This window comes from Arthrobacter sp. W4I7 (assembly GCF_030816215.1).
Taxonomy (GTDB): domain Bacteria; phylum Actinomycetota; class Actinomycetes; order Actinomycetales; family Micrococcaceae; genus Arthrobacter; species Arthrobacter siccitolerans_A.
In genome coordinates this window covers 1,206,955-1,222,759 of record NZ_JAUSXU010000001.1, presented here as the reverse complement: position 1 = coordinate 1,222,759, position 15,805 = coordinate 1,206,955, and the positions used below count along the sequence as shown (strand labels likewise).

Genomic DNA, 15,805 nt, shown 5'->3' with positions numbered 1-15,805 from the left:
CTGTCCCGCGCCTGCCGCTACTGGGCGCGCATGAACTCCTCGGCCGTGCGGACCTGTTCAGGGGTGGGCCGTACGCCGGTGTAGAGCACAAACTGCTCCAGCGCCTGGATGGTGGCCACTTCCGCTCCGGTGATCACCGGCTTTCCGGCGGCACGTGCTGTCTTGATCAGCGGGGTTTCGGCGGGGAGGGCCACCACGTCGAAGACCACCTGGGCGGCGGCGATGGTTTCCTGCGGGAAGGCCAGGGTGTCCGCGTCGGGTCCACCTGCCATACCGATAGGAGTGACGTTGATGATGAGGTCCGCTGTTCCGCCGTCAAGCTCCGGACGCCACTGGAAACCGTACTGTTCGGCGAGTGCGCGGCCGGTGGTTTCGTTGCGCGCGAGGACTGTGACGTCGGTGAACCCGGCGTCCCGGAGCGCAGCCACCGTTGCTTTGGCCATGCCGCCGGCGCCCTGGACCAGCACTGAGTAGTTGGTGGGGACCTCGTTGGACGCGAGGAGCTGTTCGATCGCGGTGTAGTCCGTGTTGTAGGCCTTGAGATGCCCGTCCGTGTTCACGATGGTGTTGACGGAGTCGATGGCCTTGGCCGAGGGGTCCATCTCGTCCACGAGGGCGATCACGTCCTCCTTGTACGGCATGGAGACGGCGCAGCCGCGGATGCCCAGCCCGCGGACCCCGGCAATGGCCTGCTCAAGGTTGGTGGGGGCGAACGCCTTGTAGATCCAGTTCAGGTCCAGCTGCTCGTAGAGGTGGTTGTGGAACCTGGTCCCGTTGTTGCTGGGCCGGGCCGAGAGCGAGATGCAGAGGGTCATGTCTTTATTCAGAATGGGCACCTGACCATTTAACCCGTTCCGCCCAACTAAGTAGCGCTAACTGTCGTTTTGACGGTCCAAAACGACACTTGGCGCTACTCAGTTGGGGTCAGGGGCAGCCGGTGCCGGCGGGGAAGCTTCCGACGGCGGCGGGCAGCTTTCCGGGGGCGGCCGCCTTCCCGGCGAGGACGGCAGCGAGCGCGTCGAAAGCGGCCTGGCTGCGGCCGTACAGGGCTACCTTGACCGGCGCGCTGGCATCCTGCAGCGTCCACGGCGCGTCGAGGGCGACGGCGATCTCCCCTCCGGCGGCGCGGCCGCCGTACCCTACGAGGCTGACCACAGGCCCGGAGCCGACGGCGAGTCCGGCACGGACGGCCGCAGCCGAGAAACGTTCCCTGTCCGCCGGGCTGCCCCCTGTCACCTGTACCGCGCCAGGCGTAAGGGGTCCGCTGCAGGGCCCGGAAAGAACCGTCACCGCGGCGGCCGAGACCTTGGCGGAGAGCGCAGCCCCGCTTCCGGCCGGGACGCCTGTTGGCGTCCCCGCCCCGGCTGCTGTCCGCGCCCGCCAGGTCATCATGGTTGCCACGCGCAGGGCGGCTTCATCGAGCCGGACGGCAGGGAGGGCACCTGAGGTTACGGCATCAACGATGGCAGCGTGGGCCTGCTGGACATCCGCCGGCATGAGCAGAAGGTCGGCGCCCGCGGCCAGGGCCTTCACGGCCGCGGACCCGGCTGGATACTGCTTATTCACGGCCCCCATGTTCAGGGCGTCGGTCACGGCGACCCCCTTGAAGCCGAGTCCGCGCAGTGCGGCATAAGTGGGGGCAGAGAGCGACGCCGGCACCCCGGGTTCCAGCGCAGGCACGGCGATGTGGCCGGTCATCACCATGGGCGCACCGGCCGCGATCGCCGCCCGGAACGGCTTCCAGTCCCGCGCCTGGAGTTCCGCCACGCTGGCCGGCTGCAAGGGAAGGCTCAGGTGCGAATCAGCGGTGACGGACCCATGCCCGGGGAAATGCTTGACGACGGGCAGGACTTCCGCGGCCAGCATGCCCTGGGCGAACGCCACACTGAGCCCGGCGGCAGCGTCCGGGTCACCGGACATGGAGCGGGCGCCGATGGTGGGGTCTTTCGGGCCGACCGTCACGTCGGCATCCGGCGCGAAATCCGTATTGAAGCCCAGCGGCACCAGCTCGCCGGCCAGCCCCTGCCCGGCTTCCCGCGCCAGGGGGCCGCTGCCGGCAGCACCGTAACTCATGGGCGCCGGCCATTCCGTCAGCGGCGCCCCAAGGCGGGCCACCATCCCGCCTTCCTGGTCCACTCCGACGATCCCGGGCCACGGCCTGCCGTCCGCCCTGGTGGCCTGGGCGAGCCGCTGGTTGACCGCGGCCATGGCGGCAAGATCCACCTTTCCCTGCGGGTCCAGCGGGATGTTGTCGCCCATGATGATGGAGCCGGCCAGGTGGAGGCGTTCGACGACGGCGGCATGGGCGGCGGGGTTTGTGCCGGCAAAGAAGGGAAGGAGGACCTGGCCCGCCTTTTGTTCGGGCGACATCGCGGCAACCGCCGCGGCAGCGGCGTCCTGGTCCCGCTGCTGTGGGCCCCATCCCAGCTCACGTGCGCCAGGGTCCTTCGTGGCAGAAGGTGACGGGGAAGGAGTGCCAGGTGCGGGCGTCGTACGCGGTGAAGCGGAAGGTGGGGCGGGCGTGGCCGGTGTCTGCGCGGGGACAGGTGCCGGGGCGGTGCTGCAGGATGCGAGTGCCACCGCAGCGGTGGCTGCAGCCAGGACGGGGAAGGATTTGTGAAAACTGTCACGCAGGCGTTGGAACGGGACCATCAATACGATGCTACCCCTGCACTAGACTTGATCCATCCGTGCGCCTGCCAGCAGCAGCATGTCAGCGGCGTGCTCAGCGGCAAACCGGACAGTGAGGATACGCGTGAAGATTGACTTCGCTTCATCGAGGCAATCGACCCTCGGTGTGGAATGGGAGCTCGCGCTGGTGGACGGCCAAACCGGTGAACTCGCCTCCGTTGCCAACCAGGTGCTGCGCGGAGTTGCCTCCCGGCACCCGGAGCTGAACGAGGATGACGAGCACCCGCACATCAAGCAGGAACTCCTGCTGAACACCGTTGAGCTGGTCACCGGCATCTGCGAAACCGCCGGCGAAGCCAAGGAGGACCTCAGCCGGTCCCTCGCGGCGGTCCGTGAAATCACCGACCCCATGGGCGTGGAACTCTTTTGCGCCGGCAGCCATCCGTTCAGCCCGCCCCAGCTGCAGCCAGTCACGGACAAGGCCCGGTACGCCAAACTCATCGACCGCACCCAGTGGTGGGGCCGCCAGATGGTCATCTACGGCGTGCACGTGCACGTGGGGCTGGACCGGCGCGAGAAGGCACTTCCCGTGCTGGACGGGCTGGTCAACTACTTCCCGCACTTCCAGGCGCTCTCGGCGTCCAGCCCGTTCTGGGGCGGCGAGGACACCGGCTACGCATCACACCGGGCCCTGATGTTCCAGCAGCTGCCCACCGCCGGCCTGCCTTTCCAGTTCGGCTCCTGGGAAGAATACGAGTCCTATGTGCAGGACATGTTCACCACCGGCGTGATTGATACCCTCTCGGAAATCCGCTGGGACATCCGGCCCGTCCCGAACCTGGGCACCATCGAGATGCGCATCTGCGACGGCCTGGCCACCCTCGAGGAAGTGGGCGCCATCGCGGCCCTGACCCAGTGCCTGGTGGATGAGTTCTCCACCACCCTCGATAACGGCGGGACCATTCCCACCATGCCGCCCTGGCATATACAGGAGAACAAGTGGCGGGCCGCGCGCTACGGCATGGACGCCATCATCATCTTGGACGCGGCCGGCAAGGAGCAGCTGGTCACCGACCACCTGCTCGAAACCCTGAACCGCCTTGAGCCGGTGGCCGCGAAGCTGGGCTGCCCGGATGAGCTGGCCGACGTCGAAAAGATCATCCGCCGCGGCGCCGGGTACCAGCGCCAGCGCCGGGTGGCCGAGGAGCACGGCGGGGACCTCCAGGCCGTGGTGCTGGACCTGGTCAAGCAGATGCGGAACGGCCCCACCGCCTGACGGCCGCCCTCCTACCGAACAATGAGGGCCGGCTGCGCCTGATTTTGCGGCCGCACTAGGGCCGGAGCTCAGCAAGAAAAGGGCAAAACCTGCCGTAGTTGCTAGGAATCCAGCACCATGTCCGTCGGCTCCTTACCCAGAACGAGTTCCAGTGTAGAAATTTGCATGTCATCCAGATGTTCTTGCATCCGCGCGATCATTGCCGGGAAATCCGCCCGGGACCTGAACTCATCGATAGCTTCCCGGCTCTCCCAGACGGCGTAGCTGAGATAGCTCCCTGGCTGCTTGAGATCGCGAAGTAACCGTGGACGTTGAAGAAGGCCACGAATTGGAGGATCCACATCCTTTACGCCCGATTCCGCGAACGCCGTTGCGAACGCCTCCTCGTGACCCGGTTTCACTGACCAGCGGCCGGAGGTATAGAACCTTCCTACGGCAACACCGCGGCCGAGAGCCGGCACATCGGACTGCAGAGGCAGGTCATCGCTCGTCGCAGTCATCAACTGCTCCTTCTACTTTGTCAAAGGGATACCGGCAGCGAGCCACCCGGGAACTCACTCGGTTTGTCTCATCAGGATCCTCTGCCATGGACGGAATATACGCCCACAGAGGCACTGGAACCAGAGGATTTCTGAGTTCCCCAGCCCATCCGTGATGCCCGTGACGCAATGCCTCCTTGACGAAAAACAAGGGTGGTCCCGCTGCCCCTCCTCCCCGGGCAGGGTCAGGCGGGGAGGGACACCGCTGTGACCGGCATGGATGAGTCCGGGGCGAAGCCGATTCCGCTCGGTGCCACTCCTGCCATCACCAGCTGCGCACCCAGTGCCGCCACCATCGCCCCGTTGTCCGTGCAAAGGTCCAGCGGCGGCACGTGCAGCCTGATTCCGGCCGAAGCACAGCGCTGTCCGGTCAGCTCACGGAGCCTCGAGTTTGCCGCCACGCCGCCACCCAGCAGCACATTCGTGATCCCATGCTCGCGGCACGCCAGCACGGTCTTGGCGGAGATGACGTCCACCACGGCTTCCTGGAAAGCGGCTGCGATGTCCGCGACCGGAACCTCCTGCCCGCGTGCCTCGAACTGCTCCACGCACCGGGCCACTGCAGTCTTGAGTCCGCTGAAGGACCAGTCGTAGCGGTGCGGGCCGGGTTCCTCGGCGGTGCCCATGTACTTGGGCTGGCTGAGGCCGCGGGGGAAGCGGATGGCCTTGGGGTTGCCGGTCCGGGCCATCTTGTCGATGGCGGGCCCGCCCGGGTAGCCGAGGCCGAGGATGCGGGCCACCTTGTCGTAGGCTTCGCCGGCGGCGTCGTCGATGGTGGAGCCGAGGAGGACCACGTCGTCAGTGATGCTGTTGATTTTCAGGATTTCGGTGTGCCCGCCGGAGACCAGCAGAGCTCCGAGGTTTTCGGGCAGCTCGGGCGCCTGCCCTTCCTTGCCGTCGAGCAGGCCCACCCCCACGTGCGCGACGAGATGGTTGATGGCATAGAGCGGCTTTCCGGTTGCCACGGCGAGTGCCTTGGCGGCGCAGACGCCAACCATGAGGGCGCCGGCAAGACCGGGGCCGGACGTGACGGCGATGGCGTCCACCTCCCCAAGAGTCACGCCGGCATCGGCGAGCGCCTGCTCGAGGGTGGGCACGAACGCATCGAGGTGCGCCCGGGACGCGATCTCAGGGATGACTCCGCCGAACCGGACATGCTCGTCCATGGAAGAGGACACTGTGTTGGTCAGGAGGGTGGTTCCCCGGACAATGCCCACGCCGGTTTCGTCGCAGGACGATTCGATGCCGAGCACCAATGGCTGCGCGCGGTTCATGGCTGGCCTGCTTCCGGTGATGTGTGGTTTTCCGTTTCCTGCCCGGCTTCCCGGCCGGCGGGGCCGGTCAGCGGGAGCCGCATGATAAGGGCGTCAACGCCGTCGCGGTAGTAGCGGGGGCGGACGTGGATCTGTTCGAAGCCGAAGCGCAGGTACAGCTGCTGGGCCCGCGGGTTGTCCGCCCGGACCTCCAGCAGGAGATCGGCAGCGTACCTGCGGCGCGCCTCTTCAATAAGCCGGGTCAGCAGCGTGGTGCCGATCCCCCGCCCCTCATATTCAGGCACGACGGCGATGGTCTGCACGTCCGCGATGGGCTCAATGCACATCAGCCCGGCGTAGCCCACGATGCCGCCGCTGCCCTCAGCCACGAGGTACCAGCGGGTTTCCGGCTGGGCCAGCTCGTCATAGAACATGTGCAGGGGCCAGGCATCCACGGGGAAAAGCCGCTGCTCCAGGACACTGACGGCGATGACGTCGTCCGGAGTCATCTCCCGCACTAAGACGCCGTGGTTACTGATGTCCGGGGTGGTGCTCACAGTGCCCTCTTCCTGGGGCCCGGGACCTGGGCGTCGGATTCGCGCAGGTACAGGGGCGTGGAGTCCAGCAATTCTCCGCCTGCATCGAGCCGGGCCAGCGCGAACTGGCCCAGGTACAGGGCGTCCGGCTGTTCACGGGCAAATTCCGGGTCCGCCTTCAGGGTGTCTGCGTAGAGCCCGGCGCCGGCGCCGTAGGCGGGAAGGTCCGGCAGGTCCGCGGCGAAGCTCACGTGCGGGCCGTCCTCCAATACTGGAAGCTGTCCCTCCGGAAGGCTGTAGCGGGCCCAGTAGACCTCTTTGCGCCGCGCGTCCGTGACCACCAGGAATTCCGGGGCGGCGGCGGTGGATTCCGCCACTTCCAGGGCCACGGCGTCCAGGCTCATCAGCCCGTACAAGGGCTTGCCCCAGACGAAGGACAGGGTGCGCGCGGTGGCGATTCCGGACCGGAGTCCGGTGAACGGGCCCGGGCCGACGCCGACCACCAGGGCATCGATGTCAGCTCCGCCAACGCCGGCCTCAAGGAGCAGTTGTTCAATGCCCGGAGCAAGGACCTCCGCGTGGCTGCGGGTGTCCTCGGTGGAGAAGCTGGCCACCACGCCTTCCAGTGCGTCATTCGAGACCAGTGCCGCGCTGGCCACGGCGGAGGTGTCGATGGCGAGGATGAGCATCAGGATTTCCCTTCAAAGGTGGCCACCGGTTCCGGGACGCGGGGCCAGCGGGGCCCGTAGCCGCGCAGCACGATGGTCCGGGGCTCGTCGGTGTCCTCATTTTCGAAATCGAGCGTTCCGGTTGTTTCTCCGCTGCCCGCGCTCCCGCCCGGGCCGTAGGCACTCAGTCCGTTGGTCTGAAATCCAGTTGCCTGAAGCCCAATAGCCCTTTGCAGATCGATTTCCAGCCGGCTCTCGCTGAGGTGCTCCACCCGGTCGTGGCCCCATTCGACCACCGTTACGGATGAATCAAGGGTGTTCTCAAGGTCGATATCGTCGATTTCGGCTGCCGAGCCCAGGCGGTACGCGTCCACATGCACCAGGTCCGGTCCGCCGGGACGGGGCCCGTCCGGAAGGTTGGGGTGGATCCGGACCAGGACGAACGTGGGGGAAATGACGCCGGAACGGACACCCAGCCCCTCCCCCAGGCCCTGGGTGAAGGTCGTTTTCCCGGCACCCAACTCGCCGGAAAGCACCAGCAGGTCCCCCGCTTCCAGGACTCCTGCGAGCCGCACGCCGAGGTTATGTGTCTGTTCCGCCGTCGTCGCCGTTAACGTCTTTTCCCAGTTCGGCCCGGCCTCGGCACTGTCCCCTGCCGCCTGGTTGGACGCGCTCATGCGGCCCCCTCCCCGCCGTGGACGGCGGCGGATTGTTCGTTGATAAAGCGGCGCGGAACCCGGGGGCTGATCCGGGTCACGATCTCGTAGTTGATGGTCCCGGCGGCGCGCGCCCAGTCATCAGCCGTGGGACCGCCGTCGGCTCCGTCGCCAAAAAGCTGCGCTTCGGCACCCAGCAGGCCTGCACTCCCTGGTCCCACGTCGCCGAGGTCGATGACCATCTGGTCCATGGCGATGCGCCCCACCACGGGGTAGGTCCTGCCGGCCACCCGGACCGGGCCGCCGGTGGCAACGCGCGGAATGCCGTCGGCGTAGCCCACCGGAATCAGGCCCAGGGTGCTGGGGCCGGCGGTGTGGTAGCGGAGGCCGTAGGACACCCCTTGCCCGTCCGGCACCTCCTTGCATTGGGACATGACAGTCCGCAGTGTCATTGCCGGCCGCAGTCCCAGTTCGGCCGAGGTCTGGCCGGCGAAGGGCGACAACCCGTAAATGCCCAGGCCCACCCGGACCAGGTCAAAGTGGGTGTCGGGACGGGACAGCGTGGCCGGGGTGTTGGCCAGGTGCCGGACTTCGGGGTCCACCCCGGCGTCCTCGGCAACCGCCAGGACTTCCCGGAAGACGGCGAGCTGGTCATCAGTCTCAGGCCGCTCCGGCTCATCGGCGACTGCGAGATGCGAGAAGATTCCCACCACGCGCAGCAGCCCCTGGTCCTGGTATTCCATCGCTTCGCCCACCAGGTGGTCCCAGGTATCAAGCGTTGCGCCGTTGCGTCCCAGGCCGGTGTCAACCTTCAGGTGGATCCGCGCCGGACGCTCCTGTTCCCGGGCCGCCGCGACAATGCGGTCGAGCTCCCAGCCGGAGCATCCAATGTCGACGCCGGCCGCCACCGCGGCGCCGAAGTTGCTCTCCGTGGTGTGCAGCCAGGCGAGCAGCGGCGCGTCGATTCCGGCGGCCCGCAGGGCGAGTGCCTCGGAGATGTGCGCGACGCCCAGCCAGGAGGCACCCGCTTCAAGGGCCGCCCGGGCCACCGGGACGGCGCCGTGTCCGTAAGCATCAGCCTTGACCACGGCCATCACCTTCGCCGGGGACGCTGCCGCGGCCAGCCTGCGGACGTTGTGCCGGATGGCATCAAGGTCGATGACGGCGGACCTTTCGTCGCGGGGGTCCTGCGCGGGCGCAGCGTTGAAATCACCGGTTGTAGCGGGGTAAGTCACCTTAGTGATTCTAGTGCTGGCGCTTCGGGCCGAATAATCACGGCGGGCCGGGGCTCCGGAAACGTGCACCCACAACGCGGGCTATCGCAAGGAGGCTCCGATCTGCGGGACAGCTCCGGAACGTGCCGGACCCCAGGTAGTGAGGAGGGCAAGGCCTGCTGCTGCCGCCGCGCTGAGCGCCACCGCCCCCAGCCAGAGCGAGACGGGCCAGCGGATCCCGTCCACCAGCCCGAAAGCCACCAGCTGGCCTGTCCACACCAACGCCGCGAGTCCCGCTGCGACTGCCGGCAACCACCCGCTTAGCCAGGCTTTCGGCAGCCAAGCCAGCAGCACATCGGCCAACACAGCCGCCACCGTGGCGCCGGCGGCTCCTGCAATCGTGATGGGCCGGAAACCAATCATCCCCGCAGGCAGCCAGGCGACGGTTGCCACCAGCATCGTGACGATCCCTCGGACAGGGCGGCCGGCCGCCGAGAGCGTAAAGAGAAAGGGAGCCACAATCAGCGCGGTGGTCAGCAGGTAACTTGCCAAGGTGACGATCACCGGCATCTCGGCCTGTATGCGGCCAGGGTTGCCGATCGGGATCGGGGTGAAGGAGGCCGTGGGGCCGGACCGGACGAAGGCCGAGCAGTAAATGAGGAAGAACGCACCCAGCCCGGTCATCAGGACCACGGCCAGAAGCTCCGCCGTCGTCCATTCAAAGCTGCGGGCCCGGCTGGCCGAGCGTGCGCTCCGGACGGCAGTGCCCAGGATGAGGAAGAGGCTAAAGCCCAGCAACAGGTGCGTCGGACTGACCAGGGCATCGAGGGAAATTTCGATCCCGAACGTTTCGTGCCATACCAGGTCCAAGCCGCCGGCAACGGCAAAAAGAACGACACCAACCACGGTCCCCCGGTAGCCGGCCGGAATGGACTCAGAGAGCGGCTGCCCGGGTGCCCGGTTCCGCCAGATCACCCAAGCGATCCACAGCGCCGTAACGGCCATGCCGGAATAGAGTGCGGCGTGCCAGGGCGTGAAGAACGTCTCCAACCCGGGGAGGTTCAGGTGCGCCCAGCCGTCCAGGAACACCGCCAGCAGCAGCCACAGACCCAGCAACTGCGTCACCAGATCGCGGAACCGGTCCGTCTTGAGGCCACCTCGTGCCATGTCAATCATCGTCATCACCCCGGACTGTTGCTGCCGCTCAACTACAGCTTGGCCCTCAATTCATCCGGCCGCCAGAGTCCTCCGGGACGCCGGTGTCACGCATCCGAGAGGTGCGCGATGGTGGCCGCTGCGCGGCGCTGGGCAGCAAGCGGGACGTCCTGGATGATGTCCGCCAGGAAGCCGAAGCGGCGCAGCCATTGGCTGGTCTGCCGTTCCGGCCGGGCGTTCGCGCGTTTCCACCAGTCGGCGATGTCGCCCCAGCCGGGTGCGGCAAGGGATCCGCCCACTTCCTGCACTGCCAGCGAGGCACAAAGGTTCGCGAAACGCAGCCTGTTTCCCAGCGGCCAGCCGGCCAGGCTCCCGACGATGAAGGCGGCGTCGAAACAGTCGCCGGCACCGGTGGGGTCAAACGCCTTGACGGGCAGGGAGGGCACCCACTCCTCCTCCCCCGTTTCCGAATCCACCGCCATGGCGCCCTGCGGCCCCAGCGTCACCACGGCCACGGGAACACGGTCGGCCAGCGCGTACAAGGCAGTCCAGGGATCGTCCTTGCCCGTGAACGCCATGGCCTCGCGCTGGTTGGGCAGGAACGCGTGGAAGTACTTCAGGTTCTCCAGCCTCACCGGCGCCCACACGCCACTGGGATCCCAGCCGACATCGCCAAACAGCTTCACTCCCGACTGGTACGCCGCCTTGGCCCACGGCTCCACTTCCAGCCCCACTTCCGCGATGCCGGCGAGCGCTGGCGGGGGGTCGCCGATAAGCTCGGAGGACGTCACGGGGGCGGCATGGCCGTGCGTCACCAGGGACCGGTCCTTGTCCACGCACAGCGAGACGGTGACCGGTGAGTGCCAGCCCGGGACCTTCCGGGACAGGCTCAGGTCCACGTGCTCCTGGCCGGCCAGGATTTTCCAGTTGAAGTCCCCGTAGCCGTCATCACCGAACGCCGCCGCCAGGCCTGTGCGCAAGCCCAGCCGGGATGCTGCAATCGCCTGGTTGGCCACGCCGCCAGGGCAGCTGCCCATGCCGTCGCTCCAGATTTCCGTGCCCGGTTCCGGCCCGTGAGGAAGGCCGGTGAAGATAATGTCCTGGAACACGGTCCCGGCGAGCAGCACGTCGAAGCCGGCGTCCGAGGGCGACCGTACTGCGGCCAGGGGATCGAACGGGCGTGCTGGGATCGCGTCCATGTCCGCACACTACGCCCTGTGGTGTGCAGGCGGTAGGGGCGGCCATAGGTGCTGTGGACAGCGACGCCTAGACTGCTGGTTATGCGGCTTCTGATCGTGGGCGGCGGGGGTTTCCGGGTTCCGTTGATCTACCGGGCGCTGGTGTCCGGCCCCTTCTCCGGCGTGGTGACGGAACTGGTGCTGCACGACGTGGACCCCTCCCGCCTGGACGCGGTGACGGCGGTCCTGCGCAGCATGCCTGCCCCGGACATGCCGGGCAGGGGCGCCCGCGTGCCTGTCCTTCCCACCACCGACCTGCCCCAGGCATTGAAAGATACGCAGATGGTGTTTGCCGCCATCCGCCCCGGCGGCACCGCGGGCCGGGTGGCGGACGAGCGGGTGGCCCGGGACCTGGGCGTGCTGGGCCAGGAAACCACCGGGGCCGGCGGCATCTCCTACGCCCTCCGCACCATCCCGCACATGATGGACCTCGCGCGCCTGATGCAGGAACTCTGCCCGGAGGCCTGGCTGATCAACTTCACCAACCCCGCCGGCATGGTCACCGAGGCGCTGCTGCCGGTGCTCGGCCGCCGCGTCGTCGGGATCTGCGACTCCGCGGGCGGCCTGGTGAGCCGTGCAGCAAGGGCGGCAGGGGCGCCTCTTCCGGCGGGAAGCCTCGACGGCGTGGGCTACTACGGGCTAAACCACCTGGGCTGGCTGTACCGTCTGGAGTCCGAGGGGCGTGACAGGCTGCCTGCGCTGCTGTCAGACCCGCGTGCCCTGCAGTCCTTTGAAGAGGGCAGGCTGTTCCCGCAGCCATTCCTGGCCAGTCTGGGCGCCCTGCCCAATGAGTACCTTTATTACTACTACGAGCAGGACAAAGCCCGGGAAGCGATGCACGCCATGGCGCAGACCCGCGGCGAGAGCATCCACAGCCAGCAGCAGGAGCTCTACCCGCGGCTGGCGGCTGCGGGCGCGGAGGCGTTCGGGTTGTGGGAGGAAGCCCGCCGCTCCCGGGAGGAGGGCTACCTGGCCGAAGCCCGCGGGAAGGACGAACGCCGTGACGAGGACGACCTCGCCGGTGGCGGATACGAGCGGGTGGCGCTGGCGGCCATGCGGGCCGTGGCGGGAAACGGGGAAACGCAACTGATCCTGAATACGCGCAACACCGTGCCTCCACGAAGCACCGGGGTGGCGCTGGCTTCCCAGCCCGCCACTGCTGCCCCGGCCTCCGCCGAAGCGGCCATTCCGGGGCTGCCGCCTGACGCCGTCGTCGAACTTCCCTGCGCAGTGACGGCCGACGGCGCGCTGCCGCTGCCCCAGCAGGCTCCGCCGGCGGAGCAGCTTCACCTGCTGCAGCAGGTCAAGGAGGTGGAACGGCTGACGGTGCGGGCAGTGACGGACGGTGACCGGGATGCCGCGCTGCAGGCCTTCGCCCGGCACCCGCTCGTGGCGTCCGAAGCACTCGGCGCGGCACTGTTGGCAGGTTACGAGCAGGCGTTTCCTGCCCTGGGGAAGATGTGGCGGGGCGTTTGGCGTTGACACAGGAGTAGTGTTTTATCGAATGCCCAGCACTGATCCGGCGCGCTAATCCGCGCCGGCGGCCGGAAGGAGGTCCCGTGGCGCCTGTCCGCAGGGTGGCGTTACTGTCCCTCCACACCTCCCCCATGGAGCAGCCCGGTTCCGGCGACGCCGGCGGGATGAACGTCTACATCCGTGAACTGGCCTCCGCGCTGGCCGAGGCAGGCGTGGAAGTGGAGATCTTCACCCGTGCCACCTCCTCCCACCAGCCCGCCGTCGAGCATCCGGACCCCGGCGTGTGCGTCCACAACGTCCTGGCCGGGCCGCCGAAGAAGGTTCCCAAGGAAGAACTTCCCGGCCTCCTGCACCACATGGTGCAGGAGATCGACCGGATCCGGGGCCGGCAGCCGCACGGGCATTACGACGTCATTCACTCGCACTATTGGGTGTCCGGGATCGCCGGCCTGGAGCTGTCCGAACTGTGGGGCGTGCCGCTGGTCCACACCATGCACACCATGGCCAAGGTCAAGAACCTCCTGCTCGAGTCCGGGGAGCAGCCTGAGCCGCGGCGCCGCGAACTGGGTGAGCACCGGATCGTGGACGGGGCCGCGCGGCTGATCGCCAACACCAGTTCCGAAGCCGCAGAGCTAGTGTCCCATTACGGGGCCTCGTACGAGCGGATCGATATTGCGCCTCCCGGCGTGGACCTGAGTACCTTTACTCCTGCCTTCCGGGCCCGGTCCAGGACGGACCGGGGTATCAGCCCGGATACGTTCCATCTGGTCTTCGCGGGCCGGATCCAGCGGTTGAAGGGGCCGCAGGTCCTGGTGAAGGCGGCGGCCCTGCTGCGAAGCCGGCGCCCGGACATCGATCTCCGGCTCACCATCCTGGGCTCATTGAGTGGGAACAAGGAATTCAACCTGCGGCGCCTGGTGGCGGAGGCGGAAATGGACGACGTCGTCACGCAGCTTCCGCCGGTGAAGGCACCAGAGCTTGCGGGCTGGTTCCGTGCGGCGGACGTGGTGGTGATGCCCTCCTACAGCGAGTCCTTCGGGCTGGTGGCGCTCGAGGCCCAGGCCTGCGGCACGCCCGTGGTGGCCACCCGGGTGGGCGGGCTGTCCCGGGCCATTTTCCATGGCAGGACCGGGCTGCTGGTGGACGGCCATCACGCCGTCGACTGGGCGGATGCGCTGGAGGCTTTGTACGACGATCCCGTCACCCGCGAGGACATGGGCCGGGCAGCGGCAATCCGGGCCCAGAACTCAGGGTGGCAGCGCACCGCCGCGATCACGCTGGAAAGCTACCATGCCGCCGTCGACAATTCTCTGCGGCCCCACCTGATCACTGCCCTGCCGGCGTCCTGAACCTGGCGCCATGCCCGTCCGCAGCTGTTAGCTTAGGGGCAGGTGTCCCGGCTTGGGCGCAGGTGTCCGGCTCCGGCCGGTGCAGGAAAGGACAAAGATGTCTGGTCTTCCGACTGATCTTGAGATAGCCCGGGCTGCCCGGATCCGGCCAATCGACGAGATTGCCGCTGCCGCGGGAATCAACCCGGAAGCCTTGGAACGGTACGGGCGGTACAAGGCGAAGATTGACCCTGCCACGCTGACGGCGCCCGCTCCGCACGGCAAGGTAGTGCTGGTCTCGGCCATGTCCCCCACGCCCGCGGGTGAAGGAAAGTCCACCACCACGGTAGGGCTCGGCGACTCCTTGGCACGCGCCGGGCACCGGGTGATGATCGCCCTGCGGGAGCCGTCGCTGGGCCCTGTCCTGGGGATGAAGGGTGGAGCTACGGGCGGCGGTTACTCGCAGGTGCTGCCCATGGATGAAATCAACCTGCACTTCACCGGCGACTTCCATGCCGTGACGTCAGCCAACAATGCGCTCATGGCCCTGGTGGACAACCACATCTACCAGGGCAACGAGCTGAACATCGATCCCCGGCGGATGACCTTCAAACGGGTCCTGGACATGAATGACCGGGCCTTGCGTGAGGTGGTGATCGGACTGGGCGGGCCGACGCAGGGCGTGCCCCGCCAGGACGGATTCGACATCACCGTGGCGTCCGAGATCATGGCCGTCTTCTGCCTCGCGACGGACCTGGCCGACCTCCGCAGGCGCCTGGGACGGATTACATTCGGCTACACGTTTGACCGCTCCCCTGTCACAGTGGCGGATCTCGGGGTGCAGGGGGCGCTGACCCTGCTCCTGAAGGAGGCCATCAAGCCCAACCTGGTGCAGACCATCGCCGGGACCCCGGCTTTGGTCCATGGTGGTCCTTTCGCAAATATCGCCCACGGCTGCAACTCGCTGATTGCCACGCAGACGGCCAGGCGGTTGGCGGACATCGTTGTGACGGAAGCCGGTTTCGGTGCTGACCTGGGCGCTGAGAAGTTTATGGACATCAAGGCGCGGTTTGGCGGGCTGGCCCCTTCCGCGGTGGTGGTGGTGGCGACGGTGCGGGCCCTGAAAATGCAAGGTGGAGTGGCGAAGGACCAGCTCGCCGCGCCCGACCTGGCAGCGCTGGAGGCCGGGGTGGCAAACCTCCGCCGGCACGTGCGGAACGTGGAGAAGTTCGGCGTGACACCGGTGGTGGCCATCAACAAGTTCTCCTCCGACTCGCAGGAGGAACTCGACTGGCTGCTGGCGTGGTGTGCGGGCGAGGGCGTCCACGCCGCCGTCGCCGATGTCTGGGGTCGCGGCGGTGGGGGCGACGGCGGCGACGAACTCGCGGCCCTCGTGGCCCGGGTTGTGGCGGGCCCGAACAGCTTTCGGCACCTGTACCCGCTGGAGTTGCCGGTGGAGGAGAAGATCCGGACCATCGCGCAGGAAATCTACGGCGCCGACGGGGTTGAGTTTTCCGTGCCGGCCCTGAAGCGGCTCGCCGATATCGAGCGGAACGGCTGGTCCCAGCTGCCCGTTTGCATGGCCAAGACCCAGTACTCATTCACGGACGATGCCTCACGCCTCGGCGCGCCCAAAGGCTTCACCATCCACGTGCGGGACCTCCTGCCCAAGACCGGCGCCGGATTCATTGTGGCGCTGACCGGGGCGGTGATGACCATGCCCGGCCTGCCCGCCGCCCCCGCGGCTATGCGCATGGACGTGGACGACGCCGGGAACCCCGTCGGCCTCACCTAACCCAACGCCCCATCACCTCCCGCACCCTTCCCACCAACGC

The 15,805-nt window shown here is 67.6% G+C and carries 14 protein-coding genes; 4 read left to right on the top strand and 10 right to left on the bottom strand.

Annotated features, from left to right (window positions below):
* Positions 1–17: 17 nt before the first annotated feature.
* Both QF047_RS05655 and QF047_RS05650 read right to left on the bottom strand, forming a co-directional pair.
* Positions 18–836, bottom strand: a complete 819-nt coding sequence (locus QF047_RS05655) for a shikimate 5-dehydrogenase (protein ID WP_307274746.1) — start codon at positions 834–836, stop codon at positions 18–20.
* Between the two features lie 88 nt (positions 837–924).
* Positions 925–2,370: a glycoside hydrolase family 3 N-terminal domain-containing protein gene (locus QF047_RS05650; RefSeq protein WP_307281782.1), complete on the bottom strand. Its 1,446-nt coding sequence runs from the start codon at positions 2,368–2,370 to the stop codon at positions 925–927.
* Between the two features lie 385 nt (positions 2,371–2,755).
* On the opposite strand from QF047_RS05650, the gene QF047_RS05645 reads away from it, so the two are divergent.
* Positions 2,756–3,907: a glutamate--cysteine ligase gene (locus tag QF047_RS05645; protein ID WP_306634720.1), complete on the top strand. Its 1,152-nt coding sequence runs from the start codon at positions 2,756–2,758 to the stop codon at positions 3,905–3,907.
* A gap of 101 nt (positions 3,908–4,008) precedes the next feature.
* Here the strand turns inward: QF047_RS05645 and QF047_RS05640 are convergent, their stop codons facing one another.
* From QF047_RS05640 to QF047_RS05605, 8 genes are all read right to left on the bottom strand, one after another.
* A complete protein-coding gene (locus QF047_RS05640; RefSeq protein WP_307274743.1) occupies positions 4,009–4,407 on the bottom strand; it encodes an antibiotic biosynthesis monooxygenase family protein in 399 nt (132 codons plus the stop codon).
* Positions 4,408–4,631: 224 nt separating this feature from the next.
* Positions 4,632–5,720 carry a tRNA (adenosine(37)-N6)-threonylcarbamoyltransferase complex transferase subunit TsaD gene (gene tsaD / locus QF047_RS05635; protein ID WP_307274741.1) on the bottom strand — a complete coding sequence of 363 codons (1,089 nt, stop codon included), beginning with the start codon at positions 5,718–5,720 and terminating at the stop codon, positions 4,632–4,634.
* Positions 5,717–6,208 (bottom strand): ribosomal protein S18-alanine N-acetyltransferase, encoded by a 492-nt coding sequence (gene rimI, locus QF047_RS05630; protein WP_307281779.1) that lies wholly within the window; start codon positions 6,206–6,208, stop codon positions 5,717–5,719. The genes tsaD and rimI overlap by 4 nt, the downstream gene beginning before the upstream one ends.
* A 44-nt stretch (positions 6,209–6,252) precedes the next feature.
* Positions 6,253–6,924, bottom strand: a complete 672-nt coding sequence (gene tsaB, locus QF047_RS05625; RefSeq protein WP_306634725.1) for a tRNA (adenosine(37)-N6)-threonylcarbamoyltransferase complex dimerization subunit type 1 TsaB — start codon at positions 6,922–6,924, stop codon at positions 6,253–6,255.
* Positions 6,924–7,580, bottom strand: a complete 657-nt coding sequence (gene tsaE, locus QF047_RS05620) for a tRNA (adenosine(37)-N6)-threonylcarbamoyltransferase complex ATPase subunit type 1 TsaE (protein ID WP_307274737.1) — start codon at positions 7,578–7,580, stop codon at positions 6,924–6,926. The genes tsaB and tsaE overlap by 1 nt, the downstream gene beginning before the upstream one ends.
* The gene (gene alr, locus QF047_RS05615) at positions 7,577–8,794 is read right to left on the bottom strand and encodes an alanine racemase (protein ID WP_307274735.1); all 1,218 of its coding nucleotides are present in this window, start codon (positions 8,792–8,794) and stop codon (positions 7,577–7,579) included. Before alr ends, tsaE begins: the two co-directional genes overlap by 4 nt.
* Positions 8,795–8,875: 81 nt before the next feature.
* Complete coding sequence (locus tag QF047_RS05610; protein WP_307274733.1) at positions 8,876–9,955, bottom strand: hypothetical protein; 1,080 nt, start codon at positions 9,953–9,955, stop codon at positions 8,876–8,878.
* Positions 9,956–10,035: 80 nt separating this feature from the next.
* Positions 10,036–11,127 carry a carbohydrate kinase family protein gene (locus QF047_RS05605; RefSeq protein WP_307274730.1) on the bottom strand — a complete coding sequence of 364 codons (1,092 nt, stop codon included), beginning with the start codon at positions 11,125–11,127 and terminating at the stop codon, positions 10,036–10,038.
* An 81-nt stretch (positions 11,128–11,208) separates the two neighbouring features.
* Here QF047_RS05605 and QF047_RS05600 point away from each other — a divergent pair, with 81 nt between their 5' ends.
* The 3 genes from QF047_RS05600 (at position 11,209) to QF047_RS05590 (ending at position 15,765) form a co-directional block, all read left to right on the top strand.
* A complete protein-coding gene (locus tag QF047_RS05600; RefSeq protein ID WP_307274728.1) occupies positions 11,209–12,648 on the top strand; it encodes a 6-phospho-beta-glucosidase in 1,440 nt (479 codons plus the stop codon).
* A 77-nt stretch (positions 12,649–12,725) separates the two neighbouring features.
* Complete coding sequence (mshA, locus tag QF047_RS05595; protein ID WP_307274726.1) at positions 12,726–13,991, top strand: D-inositol-3-phosphate glycosyltransferase; 1,266 nt, start codon at positions 12,726–12,728, stop codon at positions 13,989–13,991.
* Positions 13,992–14,088: 97 nt separating this feature from the next.
* Positions 14,089–15,765: a formate--tetrahydrofolate ligase gene (locus QF047_RS05590; RefSeq protein WP_307274724.1), complete on the top strand. Its 1,677-nt coding sequence runs from the start codon at positions 14,089–14,091 to the stop codon at positions 15,763–15,765.
* Positions 15,766–15,805: the final 40 nt, after the last annotated feature.